Genomic DNA, 19,523 nt, shown 5'->3' with positions numbered 1-19,523 from the left:
TGAGCGTCTGGCGCACTGGGAGGGCCTGCGGGCGCGCAAGCGCCGACCTCCCGGCGGGGTGGCGGGCGGATACGCCTACTCCCCGCCGCGGCGCACGGCCTCCAGCATGAGGGTGGCCACGTCCGTGACCCGCACGTCCGCGCCCTCGGAGGCGACGCCGTCGGAGAGCATCGTGGTGCAGAAGGGGCAGGCGGTGGCGATGACCTGCGCGCCGGTGCCGATGGCCTCGCGCGAGCGCTCCACGGCGATGCGCGTCCCGATGGTCTCCTCCATGAAGGCGCGCGCGCCGCCGCCCCCGCAGCAGAAGCCCCGCTCGTGGCTGCGCGGCATCTCCACCGTGGTCGCGCCGGTCGCCTCCAGCAGCTCGCGCGGTGGGGAGTAGACCTGGTTGTGGCGGCCCAGGTAGCAGGCGTCGTGGTAGGTGACCGTCGGGATGACCGGCTCTCCGGCTGCCGTGCCGTCTGCCTCCCCGCCCGACGGCGCCGCCGGGGTCTTGGCCTGAGGTGCAGTGGTCTCCGTGCTCTCTGTCGGAGTGTCCCCAGCCGGTGAGTCGCCGTCCTCCCCGGAGGCGGGTGTCGACGTGGCCTGGGCGGCGGAGGCGGACGGGGCGTCGGACACCGTCGAACCGCCCGTGGCCTGCGGCGGCAGGGGGCGCAGCCGCCCCTCGCGCACGAGCCGGTTCAGCAGCTGGGTGTAGTGGACGACCTCGTAGCGGCCCCCGATCTGCGGGTACTCCCGCGAGATCGTGTTGAAGCAGTGCGCGCAGGTCACCACGATCCTCTGCGCCCCGACCTCACCCAGGGTCTCCACGTTCTGCGCGGCGAGCATCTGGTAGAGGATCTCGTTGCCGGCGCGCCGGGCCGGGTCGCCGGTGCAGGTCTCGGCGTCGCCGAGGACCGCGAAGCTCACCCCCGCGGTGTGCAGCAGCTCGGCCACCGCCCGCGTCGTCTTCTTGGCCCGGTCCTCGTAGGCGCCCGCGCAACCCACCCAGAACAGGTAGTCGACGTCCGCGGCGCTCTCAACGTCGTCGCCGATGACCGGCACCTCGAAGTCCAGGTTCTTGGCCCAGTCCATGCGCTTGCGAGCCGGCAGCCCCCACGGGTTCCCCTTGGACTCCATCTTGCGGAACATGCCGCCGAGCTCCTTGGGGAAGGCCGACTCCATGAGCACCTGCTGGCGGCGCACGTCGACGACGTGGTCGACGTGCTCGATGTCCACCGGGCACTGGTCCACGCAGGCCCCGCAGGTGGTGCAGGCCCACAGGACGTCGGCGGGGATGACCTCGCCGGCCAGGGGAGCGGGGCGCGTGGCCACGCCCGTCTCGGTGGGGGCCGCCTTGGCCGCCAGCAGCGCGCCGAGCACGTCGCCGGTGTGGGCGGTGCCCGGCTCCAGGCCCAGGTTCGTCTCGCGCGCCAGGCCGTCGTGCATGCCCAGCGCCTTGCCGACCAGCCCGCCGGAGGTCGGGCGGGAGGCCACCATCTCCTCGGTGACGTCGTCGGGCTCGACGCCCAGGGCGCTCGCGGCCCGCAGGTAGGGGGTGGCCGCGGCGTGGTGGTCGCGCAGCGCCATGACGAACAGCTTGGGGGACAGGGGCTTGCCGGTGTTCCACGCCGGGCACAGGTCCTGGCAGCGACCGCACTCGGTGCAGGTGGAGAAGTCCAGCAGGCCCTTCCAGGTGAAGTCCTCAATGCGGCCCACGCCCAGGCGCACCTCGGGGCCCTCACCGGAGTCGGCGGCCTCCATGGCCTCCTCCAGCGCGTCCATGGTGGCCTCGGTCAGGGGCTCGTCGCCGACCATGAGCGGCTGGAGCGCGCCCAGGGCCTTGGAACCGTCCACCTCGCGGCGCGCGTAGACGTTGAGGATCGCCAGGAACCGGTGCCAGGCCACGCCCATCGAGGGCTGCAGGCCCACGACGACGAACCAGGTCATCGACAGCACCACCTTGATGGTGGCGACGATGAGGATCGCGTTACCCAGGGCGTCGGTGCTCACGTGGGCGAGAAGCGGACCGGTCCAGGCCGTCAGCGGGAAGTGCGTCCAGGAGGCCAGGGCCCGCTGCGCCGGGTCGGGGGAGGCGGTGAGGAAAGCGTGCTCCAGCATCCGCAGCGCCAGCACGCAGGCGACCACGCCGATGATCGTGGCCTCGACGAACTTCGCCTGGGCCGACGTCGACCCGGCGAAGCGTGAGGTGCGCGGATGCTTGCCGCCGTCGGAGTCCGGGGCGTAGGGCGGGGCGGCCCGGCCGGCCCGGGTCATGCGCCAGCGCAGGATCGTCAGACCCACGATCCCGAAAGCGGACAGCCAGGCGATGAGCTCGACGACCCAGGCCCACCAGGCGGCGTGCCCGATGAGCGGCAGCGCGAAGTCGGCCCCGCCCAGCACCTGCCCGTAGCCGGCCACGAGCGTGAGGAACAGCAGCGGAAAGGAGACCATGACCAGCCAGTGGGCGGCCTTGATGAAGGGGCGGCCCTTGAAGGCGGTGTGGCCCACGAGCGCACCCAGCGTGAGCACCAGGCGCCGACCGACCGGGCGCAGACGCTCCGGCGCGGCCGCGCGCCCCACGGCCATGCGGGCGCCAATAGTGAAACAGGCACGTGCGAAAACTGCGATACCGATCGTCGTGGCGATGACGACGATGACGACACAGACGATCTGCACGGCACTCATCGGGGTGGGCTTCCTCAGGTCTCCGAAGGCAAAGGCGGAAGCGCTGGGAGGTGGGCCGGTGGCGCCCCGGAGGGTCGCCTGCGCGGCACACCGTTGGCGCTCCCCGTCAGCCTACCCGGGGGCGGGCCGGGAGCCGTGACCGGGCGGGTGAGGTGGGAGGTGTCAGACCTGGGGGCTGAGGCGCGACGGAGGAGAAAGTGTCACGATTGGCGACTTTTCGAGGCGCGGCCGACGGCCGTGAGCTCGACAGGAACCTCGAAAACTGACTTTGACCTGCGAAGATACTGTGGTGTCGAGTGTGTGGAGGCCCCTCGCGAACGGTGCTCGGGCGGGAAAAGTCGCCAATCGTGACACGGGACCGCAAAAAAAGTTTGCCGACCCCGCAATGGGGCCGGCACTGACGGAGTCCTCAGCTGCTGATGGCGCGCTGCGCGTAGGGGGAGTCGGGGCGGCGGGCGCTGTACCACTTGGCGGCCTGGCGCAGTCCGAGCTCACGCACCAGGGTGACGGTGGCCCCGGAGATGATGGCGAAGGTGACGATCTCGGCCAGCTTGTAGTTGAGGAGCTGGTCCTCCTCGCGTGGGGCCGGCCGGCCGGAGATCGCCCGCCAGCCGAGCGCCACGACCTTCTCGGCCACGAACCCGGAGGCGAGCGTGGCCACGGCCGCGGTCGCCTTCCACATGAAGTCGGTGGTCTGGTCGATCTGGGCGGGGTCCTGTGCGCTCATTGAGTCCTCCTTGCGCCCGGGCCGGGCGGCGTCGTGGGTACCTGCGTGCTGGCGGCGGACCGATGGTGTCGGCCCGTTCCGCCCCGATCATGCCGCACCTGGGCCGACGGCGCAGCCAGTGTCCGCCCGCGTGGCGCCTTTCAGCCGATGAGCCCTCTCTGCGCGCCGAGGGCCAGCAGCGCGTACAGCGCGGCGAAGACTCCGGCGATGCTGGCGCAGATGAGGGCGGGGCGCCGCCGGTAGGTCAGGACGGCGACGTACTCGCGCAGCCAGGCGTTGACGATGTAGAACCAGGCCGTGCGCGCTGGCGCCACCGCCCACGGCACCCCCATGTCGGAGGCGAGGATCGCGGTGCGCACCGCGTGGAAGGAGCTCGTCACCAGCAGCACCTGCGGGTCGACCATGCCGCGCTCAGCCAGGAGGTCACGGGTGCAGGAGATGTTCGTGCGGGTCGTCGTCGAACGGTCCTCCAGGAGGATCCGCTTGGGCGGGATGCCGCGGGCGATCGCGTAGTCGGCCATGGCGCGCGCCTCGCTGACCGGCTCATCGACGCCCTGCCCGCCGCTCATGACCAGCAGTGGTGCGCCTGGGCGGAGGGCCTCCTCCTCGCGCCAGGCGTCGATGCCGCCGGCGATCCGCGAGCCCAGCAGCGGCCCGACCTTCCCGTTGATGAGCCCGGCACCATGGACCACGACGACGTCGGGGTGCGGCACGGTCCGGCGTCCGCCCCAGATCCGTTGCACCACCGTCTGACCCAGGAAGATGAGGAGGAAGGCGCCCAGGTAGGCGCAGGCGCAGAACATGAGCGCGGCGACCAGGAGGGCCCAGGGGTTGCCGGTGGCCACGAGGGTGACCGCGGCCATCGGCGTGGCGATGAGCCCCAGGCCGGCCGCCAGACACAGCAGGTTGCTCATCCGCTGCCCTTCGCGGCGGATGAGGACAACGCCGTTGAACATGAGTAGGAACGGCATGAGGGCGATGAGCAGGAAGAAGGCGACGCTGCCCAGTCCCACCGGGACCTTGAGGGCGGGGATGAGGGAGGCGAGGTGGAGCAGTGCTCTTGCCGCCGAGCCGACCAGGAGCAGGAACAGAACCCCGTTGCGCAGCCGGCGGTCGTCGCGGCGCCGCGAGAGCCTGAGGAGCCCCCACCACAGCGCCAGCGCGGTGATATCGATCAGCGGAGCGGGGAGGAACCAGGGGGTGCTCATGGGGGGCTCCTCTCGTAGGGCAGGGGGCTTGGTCGCCGAGGAGGAGAGCTCTTCCTGGCATTGCGCGGGACGGCGGGGGTTGACGAGCCGGAGCTCATCATAGAACCGGGGCCGGCTGGTGCCGCCTTGCGCTCATGCGATCAAGTTAGGAGGCGGCTGAGGATGAGTGTGGGCGTTGTTGGGACGATCCGTGGGAGGCGGCCCTCCACCCTTCGGACGACGGCACGCGCCCCGGCTCCTCCCTAGCGTGAGGTCGGGGTACCCGCCCGTGCGGGAGGCTCGCGCCTCGATCTAACGTATGGGCCTGCCCGCGTGGGCGCGGTCGTAATCGGTCTGGGCCTGAGCGATGTCCTTCCGGTGCGCCAGCGACCAGTCGGCCAGGGCTCTCAGTAGATGCGTCAGGCTCGCCCCCATCTCGGTGAGCCGGTAGTCGACCTGGGCGGGAACCGTGGGGTAGACCGTGCGGCGCACCAGCCCGTCGCGCTCCAGACGCCGCACCGTCAGGGTGAGCATGCGCTGCGAGACTCCGCCGACGGCGCGCTGCAGCTGCCGGAAACGCAGCGGACCGTGCGTCAGCTCCGCGATGACCAGCAGGGACCACTTGTCTCCCAGTCGGTCGTGGACCGCCCGGATGCCGGGATCCTCGCGGTGCGCCCGGGTGCAGCGCTCCAGAGGCACCGGATCGGGATCGCCGGTGGTCACATCGCTGTGCGTCGGTGACAAGAAACTGCCTCCTTGTAGGTGCGTGCACGATGCCTCAGGCTCATGCGCAGAAGGTTCGGTGGCCGCGGGAGGCGGCTTCCTCAGTGCGGTTGAGTCTGAAGGAGACTACTCATGATCATGGTGACCGGTGCGAGCGGACGGTTCTCCTCGGCCGTCCTGGCGGAGCTGCGCGCTCGCGGTATTCCGGCGGTGGGTGGCAGCCGCACGCCGTCGGCGGGGCAACGGCATGTTGACTTCAGCGCCCCGGACAGCCTGGACTTCACCGGCGTCAACACCCTGCTGCTGGTGTCCGCCGGGGCGCAGGAGGACGACCGGCAGATCGCCTTCAACCGCGTCGCTGTTGAGGTCGCGGCGCGCGACGGCGTCTCTCACCTCGCCTACACGAGCCTCACTGGCGCGGGAGACCACCTGTCGATGGCTCTGCCGCACCGAGTCACTGAGCGAATCATCATGGCCAGCGGCATGACATGGACCATTCTGCGCAACGGCGTCTACGCCGAGATTCTCGCGGCCCCGCTGTCGTGGGAGAAGCAAGGAGAAGCGCTGAGAATCGTGTCGCCGCTGGGTGACGGGGCCATCGCCGCGGTGGCACGACGAGACCTGGCCCGCGCGGCCGCCTCGGTCCTCAGCGACCCAGGCGGGCACAAGGAGAGAGTCTACGAGCTGGTGGGAAGCCGTGCAGTTTCCGCCGCCGACGTCGTAGGCCGCCTGGGCTGCGAGGCGAGAAACATCGGCCTGGGCGAGTACCGGCAGCTGCTCGCCGAGAATGGGATGCAGGCCTTCCGCCAGTCCCTGATGCTCTCGATCTCCAGTGTCATCCGGCACGGGTTCCTGGCCAGAACGGGTGATGACCTCCCCTACCTGCTGGGCCGGGAGCCCACGGATCCGCTCTCCGTCGCGGCCGAGGTCATGGCCAACCAAGCTCCAGCGTCATAAGACGTAAGGTCGGTGGGTCCCAATGGGACGGCTCCGGAGGTTGCCGGCTGCCGGTCCCGTGCGGGAGGGTGACGCAGGAGAGTGGTGCGCCAGGGTGATGGGTTTCGTGGTGCGGGGCACCGGAGTTGGTGTCGACGGGCGCCCTCGAACTACAGTTGACCTGCAACGACAGGGGAGCGCCCCGTCGTCGGTCCGGCCACCACTGGCCGACGGGCCGACACCGACGGCGCTGAGAGTGCGGACACCCGCAGACCCTCGAACCTGCTCCGGTTAGTACCGGCGAAGGAAGTCGAGACCATCTCCCCGGCGCGCCGCAGACGGCGTCCGGGCCCTCCGGAGAACCATCCAGGAGGCACACATGAGCATCCAGTCCACCCGCCGCCCCGGCCGGGCCCGCCCGGCCCTCAGCCGCCGCGCCGTTCTTGCCGGAACCGCCGCCGGCGCCGTCGGCCTGAGCCTGGCCGCCTGCGGCAAGAGCAAGAAGAGTGCCTCCAAGGCCGACTCCAAGACCGTCACCGTCGTCACCCACGACTCCTTCCACGTCTCGGAGGACCTGCAGAAGGCCTTCACCTCCGAGACCGGCTACACCCTCAAGATCGCCACATCCGGGGACGCCGGTGCTCTGGTCAACAAGCTCGTCCTGACCAAGGACACCCCCCTGGGCGACGCCGTCTTCGGCATCGACAACACCTACGCCACCCGCGCCCTCGACCAGGGCGTCATCGACACCTCCGCCACCGTCAGCCTGCCCAAGGGCGCCGAGAGCTATGTCGTCGCCGACACCCCGGCCCTGGCGCCCATCGACGTCGGCGATGTCTGCCTCAACATCGACACCGGCTACTTCACCGGTAAGGGCCTGACGCCCCCGGCCACCTTCGAGGACCTCACCAAGCCCGAGTGCAAGGGCCTGCTCGTGGCCATCAACCCCACGAACTCCTCGCCCGGCATGGCCTGGCTGCTGGCCACCATCGGCCACTTCGGCGCCGGCTCCTTCGCCGACTACTGGAAGCAGCTCGTCGCCAACGGCGCCCGGATCGCCGAGGACTGGAGCGCCGCCTACGAGACCGACTTCTCCGGCAGCGGCAAGGGCACCTATCCCATCGTCGTCTCCTACGCCTCCTCGCCCTCCTTCACGGTCTCCAAGGACAAGAGCTCCAGCTCCACCTCCGCCCTGCTGGACACGGCCTTCCGCCAGGTCGAGTACGCCGGGGTCCTCAAGGGCGCCGCCAACCCCGAGGGCGGTAAGGCCTTCGTGGAGTGGATGCTCTCCAAGGCCGTCCAGGAGGACATCCCCGGCCAGATGTACATGTACCCGGTCCTGCCCGACGCCGCCCTGCCCGAGACCCTCACCAAGTTCGGGCAGCTGTCGAAGTCGCCGGTGAAGGTCGACCCCAAGGAGATCACCACCCACCGCGAGGAGTGGCTGAACACCTGGACCGAGGCCGTCGGCAAGTGAGCACGCCGGGCGAGAAGACCGCCGCCGACGCCGCTGCGCGGCCCGACGCCGAAGCCTCTCCGGCACCGGTGCCGGGGGCGGCCGGACTGCCGGCCGGGGCCGACGCCGCTGCTCGACGCGCAGGCGGCCCCCGGCCCGGCTGGGGCGAGCGCGCCGGCTGGACCCTGGCCGTCGTCGGCCCGCTGGCCTTCCTGGCGGTCTTCTTCGCCTGGCCCGTGGCCACGCTCATGGGCCGCGGCCTCGCCCCCGACGGCGCCCTGGACCTGAGCGGCTTCGGAGAGGTCCTGGCCCGCGAGCGCACCTGGCGGATCCTCACGCAGACCCTCACCCAGGCGGTACTCGGCACCGCCGTGTGCGTGGCCCTCGGCATCCCCGGGGCCCTCGTCCTCTACCGGCGCGCCTTCCCCGGACGCGACCTGCTGCGCGGGGTGGTGACCGTGCCCTTCGTGCTGCCCAGCGTCGTCGTCGGCGTCGCCTTCCACGCCCTGGTCACCCGCGGCGGTCCCCTGGAGGCCCTGGGCCTGGACGGGACCCTGACCGCGGTGGTCGCCGCGCTGGCCTTCTTCAACTACGGGCTCGTGGTGCGCACCGTGGGCACCATGTGGTCGCGGCTCGACCCGCGCGCCGTGGAGGCCGCCCGGGCGCTGGGGGCCTCGCCGATGCGGGCCTTCGCCACCGTCACCCTGCCCGCCCTGGCCCCCGCCATCGCCTCAGCGGCCTCCCTGACCTTCCTGTTCTGCGCCACCGCCTACGGGGTGGTGCTCGTGCTCGGCGGGGTGGGGATCGGCACCATCGAGACCGAGATCTACCGGCTGACCACCCAGTACCTCGACCTGCGGGGCGCCGCCGTCCTGTCCGTCGTCCAGCTCGGCGTCATCGCCCTGGCCCTGTGGGTGGCCGAGCGTGCGCGCGCCGTCACCCAGACGCGCCTGCGCCTGCGCACCGAGGTGCCCGCCCCACGGCTGCGCGCCGCCGACGCCCCCGCGCTCGCGGTCACCGCGGTCACGGTCGGGGGGCTGCTGGTGGCGCCGATGGCGGTGCTGGTGGCGCGCTCCCTACAGCGCGACGGCGCCTGGACGCTGGCCAACTACACCGACCTGGGCACGACCGGCGGGCGCAGCGCCCTGCTCGTGACCGTGTGGGAGGCGGCCGCTAACTCTGTGGCCGTGGCCGTGGCGGCCGCGGCCATCGCCCTGACCCTGGGGGTGGCCGTGTGCCTGGTCGTCTCGCGCCGACCCCGCGGCCGGGCGCTGGCCCGGGTCATCACCGGGCTCGACGCCGCCTTCATGCTGCCGCTGGGCGTCTCCGCCGTGACGGTCGGCTTCGGCTTCCTCATCACCCTGGCGCGCCCGCCGCTGGCGCTGACCCGCTCCTGGTGGATCCTGCCGCTGGCGCAGGCCGTCGTGGCCGTGCCGCTCGTGGTGCGCACCCTGCTGCCGGCGCTGCGCGCCATCGACCCGCGCCAGCGCGAGGCGGCCGCCGCCCTGGGGGCGGGACCCGGCCGGGTGCTGCTGACCGTGGACGGGCCCCAGCTGCTGCGCGCCGGCGGGCTGGCGGCCGGCTTCGCCCTGGCGACGTCGCTGGGTGAGTTCGGGGCGACGTCGTTCCTGGCCCGCCCCCAGGAGCCGACGCTGCCGGTGGTCGTCTACCGGCTCATCGGCAGCCCCGGCTCCCAGAACCAGGGGATGGCGCTGGCCGGGGGCGTGGTCCTGGCGGTGGGCAGCGCCGCCGTCATGCTCGGCTGCGAGTGGCTCCAGACCCGGCTCGGCCCCGGGCGGGGCGGGCGCGCGGGTGCGACGTCGAGGTCGGGCAGGGCGTCGGCGCATCAGCCGGCCCCGCAGCGCGCAGCCTCCGCGGAGACCGGCCGGTACTCGGCGGGTACCACAGGCGAGAATAACGAGACGGCCCGGGCTCGCGGGCCCAGGACGGACGGAGGCGAGCGGCCATGAGCCCGACTACCAGTGACACCAGCGCTTCTGCGGGCCTGTCGGTGCGCGGGCTCGCGGTGACCTACGGGGACCTGCGCGCCGTCGACGGCGTCGACCTGGAGGTGGCCGCCGGCGAGGTCGTCGCCCTCCTGGGGGCCTCGGGCTCGGGCAAGTCCTCCCTGCTGCGGGCGGTGGCCGGCCTGGAGGACGTGGCCGCCGGCGAGGTCGCCTGGGGCGGGCGGAGCATGGTGCGCGTGCCCGTCCACAAGCGCGGCTTCGGCCTCATGTTCCAGGACGGCCAGCTCTTCGAGCACCGCGACGTCGGCAGCAACATCGCCTACGGGCTCACCGGCCTGCCGCGTGCCCAGCGCAGTGAACGGGTGCGCGAGATGCTCGAGCTCGTCGGCCTGCCCGGCTTCGAGCGGCGGCGCGTGACGACCCTGTCCGGCGGGCAGGCCCAGCGGGTGGCGCTGGCCCGGGCGCTGGCCCCGGCGCCGAGGCTCCTGCTGCTCGACGAGCCCCTGTCCGCCCTGGACCGGGCCCTGCGCGAGCAGCTGGCCACCGACGTGCGCACCATCCTGCGTCAGGGCGGCACCACGGCGCTCTACGTCACCCACGACCAGGACGAGGCCATGACCGTGGGTGACCGGGTCGGCGTCATGGAGGCCGGTCGCCTTCTGCGCCTGGACACCCCCCAGCGCCTGTGGGCCGACCCCGGAAGCAGCAAGGTGGCGCGGTTCCTGGGCTTCGACGTCGTCGGCGAGCTCGCTCTCGCCCCCGGCGCGCTGCGCGTCGTGGAAGAGGCCGTGGGGGAGCCGGAGCTGCGGGGCGGGTCCGCGCAGACGGAGATGCCTGCGACACCGGAGACCCTGCCGGCCACCGTGCTGGCCTCGCGACTGCGCCGCGGCCAGTGGGAGGTCGAGGTCGAGCTCGACCCCGACCAGCTCGCCGAGCCGGCTGGGCCGGCCGGGAAGGCCGGTGTCGGCACCGATGCTGCGGCTGCGCGTGAGTCGGCCCGTGCCACCGCCCTGACCCAGCGCCCCCACACTCCCGGTGCGCACGTCACCCTGAGCCTCGACCTCGCCCGCACCGCCCACCTGTAAGACAGCGGGGCGGGAGCCTCGTCGTCGTGGTCGTACCTTATGTCGCACGTTCGAGGGGTAGAGGGCACGAACGCGCGGCCTACCCTGCGACCGCACGGTTGAAGGGTGTTGGGCCACCTGTGGGTCACGGAAAGATCTCGAGGTAGGTCATGACCAGGCCAATTGTGTCCGCAGCGACACCGTGATCCTTGTCACCTGCTGATGTTTCCGGGCCCGCCCCGGTGCGGTTCCTACCGGGACTTTTCTCCTGTGTGGCATCGCCGTTGTGGGCGGAGGAGAAGCCGTCGTTGACGGAGGAATGGCAAGGGGGAACCGCGTCCGAATGCCGGGCGCTGCGCCGTCAGAAGATCACGAACAGGTCGCAGTTGAAGTCTCCAGTTGAGTAGCATCCACAGTGCTGGCAGTCGTGGGTGCCTCTGCGCCGGGCTCACGCGTCGGCGTTGTCGCCGACCCCGAGGTCGCGTGTCCACAGCCTCGGCAATCGGCGCCTTCCTCAGTGATAATCCCGATCCTCCACCGCAAGGAGCCTGACATGTCCGCCTACGTCCGCTACTACCGGCGGCTTCAGGCACTCACTCAGCGCCTGAGCACCTACCTGGACCGGTTGGAGGCTCGCGCCCGGGAGTTCGGCGTCAGCTCGGCCCGCACCGCGATGGAGATGCAGATCACCGACCCGGCCTCCGTCTCAGCCTTCCGCTCGGAGGTCGAGGCCCAGATCATGTTCCTGCACACTAAGGCCCAGCGGGTCTTCGCCAAGCACTTCGCCCCCTTCCTGGACATCGACGCCGACCTGTCCATCGAGGAGGACCGCCAGCTCTCCGCCCGCCTCCAGGACGCGGCCAACCTCGTGGGCAGCTTCGAGGTGCGACTGCGCAACATCATCGAGGAGGTCTTCGCCCCCGGCCGTGCCGAGCAGGCCCGCGAGGAGTGGAACCGGGCCATGACCGACTGGCGCCAGGCACAGTTCTCCTTCACCTGCGACAAGTGCGGCGACCCGGTGCCGCTGCCCGAGCTCTACCACATGCCGGTGTTCATCACCTGCCCGCGCTGCAAGTCGCGCGTGGCCTTCCAGCCCACCCCGGCCATGGTGGCCGCACCCACCTGGGCCAAGGAGGTTGCTAAGACCACCTGCTACGCCGAGTGGCAGAAGTCCGAGTCCGAGCAGTCCGCCGAGGAGGGAGTGGGCCTGGCCTTCTTCTACTTCGTCGACTACGCCATCGCCCACCACCTCATGATGAACCGTCTGCTGCCCTTCTACGTGCGCTCCGAGGGCGGCCAGGAGGCCCTGCGCCGCGACGTGCGCAACGCTCTGGAGACCCGCACCCACCAGCTGCGCCCCGACGAGGTCTCCCCCCAGTACCACGCCATGGAGTACGTCAACTTCATGGGCGCCCTGGGCCGCTCGGCCCAGATCCTGGGCCAGGAGGGCCTCGACGACCGCCGCCAGCTCATCCTCCAGACGGTGCGCGACATCATGCGCCCCGACGAGCCCCTGGCCCGCTCCATCCTGGACAACACCTTCACCGAGGAGCTGTGGAGCCAGCAGGCCCACACCGCCGACCAGCTCTCCTGCGAGGTGCCCCGCTAGCGTTCCTACCCCCCCCATCCGCCCGGCCCGACTCGCAGGCGGTGCCGAGACGGCCCGAGTCCGACGGCGCACCGCGTGACTCCTTCGCCGTCCCGTCAATGTGTCAGATCTTCGTTCCCCGTACGGCCCGACGCCGTTCGACACCATTCCCGAAAGGACCACCATGGTCGGCTTCCGCAAGAAGTCCCAAGACAGCTCCTCCCCCTCCCGGTCATCCGCTGCCAGGGCGGACGGGCGAGCGGGCGCCGCCGCCTCCGGCGCTGCCCAGCGCACCCGCGCGGGGCGCAACGAGCCCATTGCCCGCACCGGCAAAGGACGACGAGGCCCGGCCGCCGGCCGCCGCGGCTACAAGACCTCCGAGCAGATGGACTCGCGGTGCCTGACCCTGGCCGAATCGGCCTCCAGTGTCCTGGGCCGCTCCCTGGACCAGGCGCTGGGGCGACTCCCGGACGGTCCTGGTGGCCCCACCGCCTCCGCAGGCCCCACCGGACCAGCCGGGCCTGCGGGATCGGCCAGGGGGAACTGGCCCGACGCCGTCGGCGCCCCGGGCTCGACTAGGGGCCGGGGGGCATCTGCGGGTAGCGTGCGCAGCGCACAGGTTGGTGCCGGCCAGGTCGACACGGTCGCGGACATCGCCTCCGACATCGAGTTCTGACGGCTCGTCCTGTGCCACCACCGGCCCTGAGCCGGACAACCAGTCGCGCCGCACGCCCCAGGCGGCGCCATCCGCACCGAACCCGCACCATGCCCCGTACCGGGAAGGAGGCGAGAGATCCCATGAGCGCGCAACCGGCTCTGACCCTGGACAGGGTGGAGACCTGGCTGTCCCGGCACGGTATCGCCGCCGGCCCCGAGGAGGACGGCGCCGTCTTCATGGGCTTCCCGGGCTGCGACATCGGCGTCTACCTCCACGACGAGGAGGCCGCCCTCGTCGTGGCCGGCATGTGGCGCGGACGCCCGGAAGCCGAGCGCCTCGATGAGATGCGCGCCTTCATCGACGCCCAGCACCGCTCCACCTACGGCCCGGACCTGGCCGTCACCCCCGCCCATGACCCGCGCCTGCTCCTGCTGAGCACCCAGATGGTGGCCTACGTCGGTGCGGGCATGAGCGAGGCCCAGCTCGACGCCTTCATGGACATGGGTCTGGGCATGACCCGCGCCTTCTTCTCCGCCGTGGAGGAGCGCTTCCCCGAGCTCGTCACCTGGGAGGAGGACTGATGGCCTGGTGGAATCAGCCGGAGGGGTCGGTGACCCCGACCGTGACCCTCAGGCGGCTCGCCGCCTGGATGGCCACGCGCGGTCACCGCTACGACATCGACCTGTCCGAGGGAGTGGTGCGCTCCTCGATGTCCGGATTCGACTACGTGCTCATGGTGGTCGACCGCCGGATCCTCGTCGTGCGCGCCCACCACCGGCTCGCCGCCGCCCTCCCGGGAGCCGCGGCGCTCTCGCGGGTGCGCGCCGTGGCCCAGGAGGTCTCCAGCGGCCGGCTCATCCCCGCCCTCTACACCGAGGTCGACGACGCCGGCCTGGCCCTGTGCGCCGAGGCTCTCACCAACATCGGGGTCGGGCTCGACGACGCCCAGCTCGCCGGCACCATGGACTTCATCCTCGAGGGCATCGACGGCGCCCTGCGCGAGGTCCTCAGCCTTCTTGCGGCCGAAGATGCCGATGCCGACGAGTGGCCCGCCGTCGGGCCGGAGGCTGAGACCGAGGTCGAACCCGGGCCCCAGGCCGAGAGCGAGCCGGAGACTGAGACTGACGGTGAGGGTGATGGGGCGACCGTCATCGCCCTGCCCGATGCGCCCCAGCCCATCCGGCCCACCGGTGACACCGGTACTGCCGCGGCGACGGGAGGGGAGCCGGTGCGCGAGAGCGCGCAGACACCTGCGGGTGCGATGGTCGAGGGCATGCCTGCTGACATGTCGGATGCGACGGTGGAGATGGCGGCCGTCGTCGACGGGCCGGGCCCCGGTGCCCCGGGTGATACGGAGGGCGGAACCGGGGTTGAGACAACCGACACCTCCAAGCCCCTGCTCGTGTCCTAGCACGCGCGGGTCTCGCGGACCCGGCGCTGCGGCACCCGCTGGAAACACTGGAGTGGTGGGAGTCGCCGTCGGGGTGCCCGGTCCTGGAGCCGGCCGGTCCGGACGTTGCTCCGGCTTCAGACATGCCCCGCGGCCGAGTTGCCGCTGGCCGTTGCAGTAGCGGATTCTATAACTGTTCGGTAACACTGGACGTCGGACAACCGCCCTCTGGACGAAAGGAGCCCGATATGCCCATGCCACCGTTCACCGGTGAGCGGTGCGGGACGACGCTCCTCCCACGGCGTCCCTGGGGTGCGCGGATCGCATTCCGTGTGTTCTTGCAGCACACGGTGGAAGCCTTCGCCTCATGACGGTGCAACGTCAGGCTCCGCCCGGAAGGACAGACTCCATGACCACACGCGAAGACATCCTCGAGCGTCTGGCCTACGCCGATGCCCTCGGTCACGGCCCCCAGACCTCGGCCCTCATCGCGGAGGCCGTCAGCTGGGCGGACGCACTGGGCGACGAGGACCTGCGGATCGCCACCCGGCTGGCCCTGACCGAGGCCTACCAGCAGGGCAACGAGGCATGGAAGGCGCTGTCGCCCTTCGCGTGGAACCTCGGCCGCTACCAGCGCCACTCCGAGGCCTTCGACAGCGCCCAGGTACGCACCCTGCACTGGCACTTCAAGTGGGCGGTGGCCGTGGCCGGCGCCAACCCCAAGGTCTCCAAGGACAAGGTGCGCCAGCTCGAGGCCAGCCTCGAGGAGTTCTACCGCGCCGAGGGCGCCTCCATGCACGTCGTTCACGGCGAGCGCGCCTCGGTCGCCGGCCTGCTGGGCCTCGAGGAGGAGGCCGCCGAGGAGCTGGCCGCCTGGCGGGCCACCCACCGCGACGAGAACGCCGACTGCGAGGGCTGCGACCCGATGCGCCAGGTCGCCTTCGCCTACCGCACCGAGGCCTGGGAGCTGGCCGTGGCCACCGCCGTGCCCGTGCTGACCGGCGCCGTCAGCTGCTCCGTGCAGCCCCAGACCACGCAGTCCCTCGCGCTGCTGCCCCTGCTGGCCTCCGGTCGGCCCCGGGCGGCCTGGGAGGCGCACCTGCGCTCCTACCGGGAGATCCGCCGCAGCCCCAAGGCCCTCATCTCCCTGGCCTACCACCTGGAGTACCTGGCCCTCGTGGGGCGGGTGGACCGGGGCCTGGAGATCCTGCGCCGTCACCTGTCCTGGCTGGCCCAGGCCGAGTCCGCCTACGTGCTGCTGTCGGCCCTGCGCGGCATGAGCCTGGTGCTGCGCGAGGCGGAGCGGGCCGGCCGCGGTGAGGAGGCCCTCGGCGTCGAGGTCCCGTCCGCCGACCTGTGGTACCCGCTGCCGGGTCTGGAGGCCTCCACCACCATCTCGCGCGTCTACGCCGAGATGACCGGCTGGGCCCGGCGCCTGGCCCAGCAGTTCGACGTGCGCAACGGCAACTCCACCATCTCCGACCACCTCGAGCGCTCCCTGGTTCGGGCCGCCTTCGACGCCGCCCCCGGCGCGGTCCACGGGCTGGGCGTGGAGGTCGACCTCCTGGAGCCCTCCGAGGAGCTGCCCGAGCCGGCCCAGACGAGCCTGACCGTGGACGAGGACGGCGCCGCACCCGACGTCGCCTCCCTCCTGGGTCTCGTGACCGACGACAACGGGCTGGTCCAGGAGCACGCCCTCCGCACGACGTCGCCGAGCCAGGAGGCGGCGGGCCGACGCGCCCGTGCCGGACGCACCGCCACCAGCCACCAAGGGGGCGACGAGCCCTTCCCCCTGGTGGACCTCGTGCGGCCCCGACCGGTGCGCAACGGGGAGGAGGCGGTGCGCCGCTACGTCGACCACCGCCGTACCATCGGCTCCTCGACGATGGACTACTGGTACGTCGTCGACCAGGTGGCCACCCGCGACCTGCTGCCCCCGATCGGTGAGGAGATCCCAGGCCTGGAGTACCACACCGGACTGCTGCGCGCCGCCGCCATGACCTGCCGCACCGAGATGGACGAGGCCATCGCCGAGCGCCTGCGGATCCGCCCCCTCATCGAGCTGGCCTTCGGGCCGCTGGGCGCCCACTACGTGGACCTGCTCAACCTCGACAACGAGATCACCGCCGACTCCATCGCCGAGCGCTCCCAGGATCCCGAGCGCGACCGGCGCCTGCAGCGGGCCACCTCCCTCATCGGGCAGATCGAGGCTCAGGTCGAGGACCTGGTGTCCACCGAGCTGCTCGACCCCGGGGGCACCGACTCCCTCGTCCTGGCCGCCGACGCCCTGCTCGTGGGGGCCTCGGTCCTCACCGACCTGCACGCCAAGGACGAGGCGCTCGGGGCGATCCAGGTCGTCGCCCGCGCCGCCGACGCCGTCCCCGAGGACCGCCACGCCGAGCGGATGGACGACATCCTCGACATGGCCCGGGCCGAGGTCCTGGCCGAGTGCGGTGACGTCTACGACGGCTGCCTCCTGGCCGAGGAGGTCATGCGCCGCCACGAGAAGGTCTCCCCGGTCCTGGCGGCCCGCGGTCGGCGCCTGCTGGGCATCTCCTCGATGGAGGTGGGCCAGTTCGACGAGGCCATCGCCCAGTTCCGCGAGCAGGCCAACATCATGCTGGCCGCCGGCATCACCCTGTACGCCGTGGCCTCCCTGCTGTCCCTGGGCTCGGCGCTGGAGGCCTCCGAGCGCTACCTGGAGAGCGCCGAGATCCTGGAGTCCGCGCTGTCCCTGGCCCAGCGCTCCGGGGCCGAGAGCATCGCCCTGTACCTGCACCGGCTCCTGGCCCAGACCGGCATGGCCATGGGCGAGGAGGAGAGCGTCGCCGAGCACTCGCTGGCCGCCGCCCGGATACTGCAGGACCAGGGGCGCCGGGCGCTGGCGGCGGAGTACCTCTCGCACGCGGCGATGGCCGCCTCCAACCTCAAGGACAATGTGCGCGCCGCCGCCCTGTTCCGCCAGGCCGCCGACCTGGAGGACACCCGCACCGACCAGGGCTGCCTGGACCGGGGGCGGGCGCTGCGCCGCTCGGCCAGGGCGCTGGTGGACGACCTCACCCTGCCCATGGCCCGGGGGCGGCTCGACGAGGCCCGCGAGATCATGGAGGAGGCCCGCCAGGCCTTCGCCGGCGTGGCCGACACCGAGGGCTACTCCTCAGCCTGGGAGATCGGCGACTGGCACGACGACATGGCCTGGATCCTGTGGCGCACCGGCCAGAACTGGCAGGCCGTCCAGCACTGCGAGTCCGCCTACGACGGCTACATGGACACCGAGGACCGCGACTCGGCCTCGCGTGCCCTGTGCATGCTGGCCCGCCTGCACGCCGAGCGCGGTGAGCGCGACGAGGCCCTGGCCGCCTGCGCGCGCGTGCGCGACCTGCTCGGTGAGCCGCACTGGGACGGTCACGACGCCCTGGAGTTCGTGGCCTCCATCGAGGAGACGTTGCGCTGATCCCGGGGCGCGGTTCCCGGCCCGCGATGCAGCCCCTCCCTGGCCCGTGGCCGGGGACGTTCGACGCCGCCGCGGGCGTGTTGTTCCGGGCGGGGGCGTTCGACGCTGTCGGGGACGGGAATCCTGCACCCGAACGCGCAGGATGCCCCCGTTGAGTCAAGAATGTCCCCGTCGGCGGGTGCGGAGTGCGAGATTCCGCCCCGTGTGAATCGGGTGACGGCGGCCGACGCGCAAGGAATGATGGGCCTTGGGCACCACGACCCCTCGACGACCCTCCCGGGAGGCACCCCTTGGCCATCGCAGTCTCACACCGATTCGTACCCAGCGGCGACCTGCCCGTGGAGGCGGGGCGCTATCGACTCGTGGCGTCAGGGGCCTGCCCGTGGTGCCGCCGCGTCCTCATCGCCCGGCGTCTGCTGGGCCTGACCGAGGCGATCCCCGTGTCCTGGACCTACGGCAAGGGTGCGGACGGGTACTGGGAGCTGACCGGTCCCGACGGCGAGCCCGGCGTCGACCCGGAGCTCGGCGCCCGCTCGCTGGCCGATGTCTACGCGAAGACCCCCGGCTACGAGCCTCCCCCCACCGTCCCGGCCCTGGTGGACACCACCACCGGCGAGGTCGTCAGCGACGACTCCGGCGACCTGCTCTTCGACCTGTCCACCGCCTGGTGGGACCTCCACCGCGAGGGCGCCCCGGACCTCTACCCGCTCAACCGCCGTAACTCCACCGACGCCTGGGACAAGTGGATCGGCTCGCAGATCAACGTCGGCCACGCGGTGGCCACCCACTCCCAGGACCCGGAGAAGGCCGCGGCGGCGGCCAACGGCGTCCTCGTGGGCTTCGACGTCATCGACACCCTCCTGGCCCGGGCCACCCGGATGGAGGCCTCCCGCGAGGACGGCCTGACGATGCTCGACGGGCCGGCCCTGTCCGCCGTCATCGCCATCGGGCAGTACCTGTGCGGCGACAAGCCCACCGGCAGCGACATCCGCCTGTTCACCACTGTCCAGTCCTACGAGTACGGCGGGCGCCAGCACTACCCCGGTGGCGAGGCGCCGTCCATCTCCTTCTGGCCGGCGCTGGCCCGCTGGTTCCGCGCCCTGGAGGGTCGCTCGGGCTGGGTGGGGCCGGAGGAGCGCAGCGCCTTGGGCTGCTGACGCTGCTGCGGCCGCCGAGGCCCGTTTTCGCGCTCGCCGTACCCCACGAGCCTCAGGTGGCGTTCGTCCTCGCTCAAGCGAGGACGAACGCCACCTGAGGCTGATGGTAAGGAACGAGGGTCAGCCCATGGCCCCCCGGAAGACGGCGGAGTGGTAGGCGGCACCCAGGTCGACAACGACCTTGACGTTCTTCCGCCCTTCAGCGGGCACGACGAAGGCCCTGTCGACGCTCACCGACTCACCTGCAGCCAACTTGGCGGGCACTCGCTTTGAAGCCGAGGGGACCTCATTGGCAGGTGTTCCATCGCCCTCGCCGTAGCTGGCCGAGGTCGTGAAACCGCTCAGAGAGATCTCGGTTCCCGAACTGTTCGTCAGCGTGACTGGAACGACGATCCCGGAACCAGCCACCTCGCCGGGCCCGCCGGTGAGCTCCTCGATCCGGGGCTGTCCCAGGGAGATGGACACGCCATCAACAACATTGACCGTCTCGCCCAAAGAAACCTCACCGTACTGGTCCTTCGAGAGGTCTCCATTCTTCACGGCGTTCGG

Annotated in this window: 15 protein-coding genes and 1 riboswitch; of the genes, 10 read left to right on the top strand and 5 right to left on the bottom strand. The window is 71.7% G+C overall.

What is annotated here, in order from left to right:
- Positions 1 to 75: 75 nt before the first annotated feature.
- The 4 genes from FBF36_RS12815 to FBF36_RS12800 all read right to left on the bottom strand — a co-directional run bounded on the left by FBF36_RS12815 (position 76) and on the right by FBF36_RS12800 (position 5,325).
- A complete protein-coding gene (locus FBF36_RS12815; protein ID WP_138137702.1) occupies positions 76 to 2,667 on the bottom strand; it encodes a (Fe-S)-binding protein in 2,592 nt (863 codons plus the stop codon).
- Positions 2,668 to 3,076: 409 nt separating this feature from the next.
- A complete protein-coding gene (locus FBF36_RS12810) occupies positions 3,077 to 3,394 on the bottom strand; it encodes a DUF4235 domain-containing protein (protein ID WP_009393159.1) in 318 nt (105 codons plus the stop codon).
- Positions 3,395 to 3,534: 140 nt separating this feature from the next.
- Complete coding sequence (locus tag FBF36_RS12805; RefSeq protein WP_009393158.1) at positions 3,535 to 4,602, bottom strand: YdcF family protein; 1,068 nt, start codon at positions 4,600 to 4,602, stop codon at positions 3,535 to 3,537.
- Positions 4,603 to 4,893: 291 nt separating this feature from the next.
- The gene (locus FBF36_RS12800; protein WP_034490771.1) at positions 4,894 to 5,325 is read right to left on the bottom strand and encodes a winged helix-turn-helix transcriptional regulator; all 432 of its coding nucleotides are present in this window, start codon (positions 5,323 to 5,325) and stop codon (positions 4,894 to 4,896) included.
- Positions 5,326 to 5,436: 111 nt separating this feature from the next.
- Here FBF36_RS12800 and FBF36_RS12795 point away from each other — a divergent pair, with 111 nt between their 5' ends.
- From FBF36_RS12795 to FBF36_RS12750, 10 genes are all read left to right on the top strand, one after another.
- Complete coding sequence (locus tag FBF36_RS12795; protein ID WP_009393155.1) at positions 5,437 to 6,261, top strand: NAD(P)H-binding protein; 825 nt, start codon at positions 5,437 to 5,439, stop codon at positions 6,259 to 6,261.
- A gap of 160 nt (positions 6,262 to 6,421) precedes the next feature.
- Positions 6,422 to 6,566: riboswitch (TPP riboswitch) on the top strand.
- A 53-nt stretch (positions 6,567 to 6,619) separates the two neighbouring features.
- Positions 6,620 to 7,717, top strand: a complete 1,098-nt coding sequence (locus FBF36_RS12790; RefSeq protein ID WP_138137700.1) for a thiamine ABC transporter substrate binding subunit — start codon at positions 6,620 to 6,622, stop codon at positions 7,715 to 7,717.
- A 227-nt stretch (positions 7,718 to 7,944) separates the two neighbouring features.
- The gene (locus tag FBF36_RS12785; protein WP_412784067.1) at positions 7,945 to 9,666 is read left to right on the top strand and encodes an ABC transporter permease; all 1,722 of its coding nucleotides are present in this window, start codon (positions 7,945 to 7,947) and stop codon (positions 9,664 to 9,666) included.
- Positions 9,663 to 10,748: an ABC transporter ATP-binding protein gene (locus FBF36_RS12780; RefSeq protein WP_138137698.1), complete on the top strand. Its 1,086-nt coding sequence runs from the start codon at positions 9,663 to 9,665 to the stop codon at positions 10,746 to 10,748. The genes FBF36_RS12785 and FBF36_RS12780 overlap by 4 nt, the downstream gene beginning before the upstream one ends.
- Positions 10,749 to 11,280: 532 nt before the next feature.
- A complete protein-coding gene (locus tag FBF36_RS12775) occupies positions 11,281 to 12,336 on the top strand; it encodes a hypothetical protein (protein ID WP_034492133.1) in 1,056 nt (351 codons plus the stop codon).
- 163 nt (positions 12,337 to 12,499) lie between these two features.
- The gene (locus FBF36_RS12770) at positions 12,500 to 12,991 is read left to right on the top strand and encodes a hypothetical protein (RefSeq protein ID WP_075376659.1); all 492 of its coding nucleotides are present in this window, start codon (positions 12,500 to 12,502) and stop codon (positions 12,989 to 12,991) included.
- A gap of 122 nt (positions 12,992 to 13,113) precedes the next feature.
- Positions 13,114 to 13,554: a YbjN domain-containing protein gene (locus FBF36_RS12765; RefSeq protein WP_009395496.1), complete on the top strand. Its 441-nt coding sequence runs from the start codon at positions 13,114 to 13,116 to the stop codon at positions 13,552 to 13,554.
- Positions 13,554 to 14,384: a hypothetical protein gene (locus tag FBF36_RS12760; protein WP_009395499.1), complete on the top strand. Its 831-nt coding sequence runs from the start codon at positions 13,554 to 13,556 to the stop codon at positions 14,382 to 14,384. Before FBF36_RS12765 ends, FBF36_RS12760 begins: the two co-directional genes overlap by 1 nt.
- A 388-nt stretch (positions 14,385 to 14,772) precedes the next feature.
- The gene (locus tag FBF36_RS12755; RefSeq protein WP_009395504.1) at positions 14,773 to 17,817 is read left to right on the top strand and encodes a tetratricopeptide repeat protein; all 3,045 of its coding nucleotides are present in this window, start codon (positions 14,773 to 14,775) and stop codon (positions 17,815 to 17,817) included.
- A 290-nt stretch (positions 17,818 to 18,107) separates the two neighbouring features.
- Entirely contained in the window at positions 18,108 to 18,974 is an 867-nt protein-coding gene (locus tag FBF36_RS12750; RefSeq protein WP_009395506.1) for a glutathione S-transferase C-terminal domain-containing protein, read from the top strand.
- A 120-nt stretch (positions 18,975 to 19,094) separates the two neighbouring features.
- Here FBF36_RS12750 and FBF36_RS12745 read toward each other — a convergent pair whose 3' ends face one another.
- Complete coding sequence (locus FBF36_RS12745; protein ID WP_009395508.1) at positions 19,095 to 19,514, bottom strand: DUF4232 domain-containing protein; 420 nt, start codon at positions 19,512 to 19,514, stop codon at positions 19,095 to 19,097.
- Positions 19,515 to 19,523: the final 9 nt, after the last annotated feature.

Source organism: Actinomyces sp. oral taxon 171 str. F0337 (genome assembly GCF_005696555.1).
Lineage (GTDB): Bacteria > Actinomycetota > Actinomycetes > Actinomycetales > Actinomycetaceae > Actinomyces > Actinomyces oris_E.
The sequence above is the reverse complement of the archived record's forward strand: the minus strand, read 5'-3'. Positions and strand labels throughout refer to the sequence as shown.

What these genes read in the sequence shown, in the direction of transcription:
- FBF36_RS12785 (WP_412784067.1), top strand. Translation starts at nt 7,945, where the DNA reads ATGGGCCGCGGCCTCGCCCCCGACGGCGCCCTGGACCTGAGCGGCTTC.
- FBF36_RS12805 (WP_009393158.1), bottom strand. Translation starts at nt 4,602, where the DNA reads ATGAGCACCCCCTGGTTCCTCCCCGCTCCGCTGATCGATATCACCGCG.
- FBF36_RS12815 (WP_138137702.1), bottom strand. Translation starts at nt 2,667, where the DNA reads ATGAGTGCCGTGCAGATCGTCTGTGTCGTCATCGTCGTCATCGCCACG.
- FBF36_RS12780 (WP_138137698.1), top strand. Translation starts at nt 9,663, where the DNA reads ATGAGCCCGACTACCAGTGACACCAGCGCTTCTGCGGGCCTGTCGGTG.
- FBF36_RS12760 (WP_009395499.1), top strand. Translation starts at nt 13,554, where the DNA reads ATGGCCTGGTGGAATCAGCCGGAGGGGTCGGTGACCCCGACCGTGACC.
- FBF36_RS12770 (WP_075376659.1), top strand. Translation starts at nt 12,500, where the DNA reads ATGGTCGGCTTCCGCAAGAAGTCCCAAGACAGCTCCTCCCCCTCCCGG.
- FBF36_RS12790 (WP_138137700.1), top strand. Translation starts at nt 6,620, where the DNA reads ATGAGCATCCAGTCCACCCGCCGCCCCGGCCGGGCCCGCCCGGCCCTC.
- FBF36_RS12775 (WP_034492133.1), top strand. Translation starts at nt 11,281, where the DNA reads ATGTCCGCCTACGTCCGCTACTACCGGCGGCTTCAGGCACTCACTCAG.
- FBF36_RS12795 (WP_009393155.1), top strand. Translation starts at nt 5,437, where the DNA reads ATGATCATGGTGACCGGTGCGAGCGGACGGTTCTCCTCGGCCGTCCTG.
- FBF36_RS12755 (WP_009395504.1), top strand. Translation starts at nt 14,773, where the DNA reads ATGACCACACGCGAAGACATCCTCGAGCGTCTGGCCTACGCCGATGCC.
- FBF36_RS12765 (WP_009395496.1), top strand. Translation starts at nt 13,114, where the DNA reads ATGAGCGCGCAACCGGCTCTGACCCTGGACAGGGTGGAGACCTGGCTG.
- FBF36_RS12810 (WP_009393159.1), bottom strand. Translation starts at nt 3,394, where the DNA reads ATGAGCGCACAGGACCCCGCCCAGATCGACCAGACCACCGACTTCATG.